This window comes from Cupriavidus sp. 05L310, assembly GCF_056398185.1.
This window is the reverse complement of sequence record NZ_JBFTOX010000165.1, coordinates 1-1191: the sequence shown is the minus strand read 5'-3', so window position 1 is coordinate 1191 and position 1191 is coordinate 1. Positions and strand designations below refer to the sequence as shown.

The 1191-nt window shown below is 61.0% G+C and carries 1 protein-coding gene; it reads right to left on the bottom strand.

Going from position 1 to position 1191, the window contains the following annotated elements:
• Positions 1-1189 (bottom strand): elongation factor Tu (gene tuf / locus AC1DS6_RS42630; protein ID WP_035862675.1); only part of this gene is annotated, 1189 nt, incomplete at its 3' end.
• Positions 1190-1191: the final 2 nt, after the last annotated feature.

Genomic DNA, 1191 nt, shown 5'->3' with positions numbered 1-1191 from the left:
AGTCGAGGATCTTTGCCACGACGCCGGCGCCGACGGTACGACCGCCTTCACGGATGGCGAAACGCAGGCCTTCTTCCATGGCGATCGGGGCAATCAGCTTGACCGTGATCGACACGTTGTCACCCGGCATGACCATTTCCTTGTCCTTCGGCAGCTCGATCGAGCCAGTCACGTCGGTCGTACGGAAGTAGAACTGCGGGCGGTAGTTGTTGAAGAACGGGGTGTGACGGCCGCCTTCGTCCTTCGACAAGATGTAGACCTCGCCGGTGAAGTGCGTGTGCGGCTTGATCGAACCCGGCTTGCACAGCACTTGGCCGCGCTCGACGTCTTCGCGCTTCGTGCCGCGCAGCAGCAGACCCACGTTGTCGCCGGCTTGACCTTGGTCCAGCAGCTTGCGGAACATTTCCACGCCGGTGCAGATGGTCTTGACCGTCGGCTTGATACCAACGATTTCGATTTCTTCACCGACCTTGATGATGCCGCGCTCGATACGACCGGTCACAACCGTGCCACGGCCCGAGATCGAGAACACGTCTTCCACCGGCATCAGGAAGGTACCGTCGATGGCACGTTCCGGCGTCGGGATGTAGGTGTCCAGCGCGTCGGCCAGGGCCAGGATCGCCACTTCGCCCAGTTCGCCCTTGTCGCCTTCCAGTGCCAGCTTGGCCGAACCCTTGATGATCGGGGTGTCGTCGCCGGGGAATTCGTACTTGGACAAGAGCTCGCGCACTTCCATTTCGACCAGCTCGAGCAGCTCGGCGTCGTCGACCATGTCGCACTTGTTCAGGAACACGATGATGTAAGGCACGCCAACCTGGCGGGCCAGCAGGATGTGTTCGCGGGTCTGGGGCATGGGGCCGTCAGCGGCCGAGCACACCAGGATCGCGCCGTCCATCTGCGCTGCGCCCGTGATCATGTTCTTCACATAGTCAGCGTGGCCCGGGCAGTCAACGTGTGCGTAGTGACGGTTAGCCGTTTCGTACTCGACGTGGGCGGTATTGATGGTAATACCGCGCGCCTTTTCTTCCGGTGCTGCGTCGATTTCGTCGTACTTCTTGGCGGCGCCGCCAAACTTGGCTGCCAGCACCGTAGCAATCGCGGCCGTCAGCGTGGTCTTGCCATGGTCAACGTGACCAATCGTGCCAACGTTCACGTGCGGCTTAGTCCGCTCGAACTTTTCCTTTGCCATTT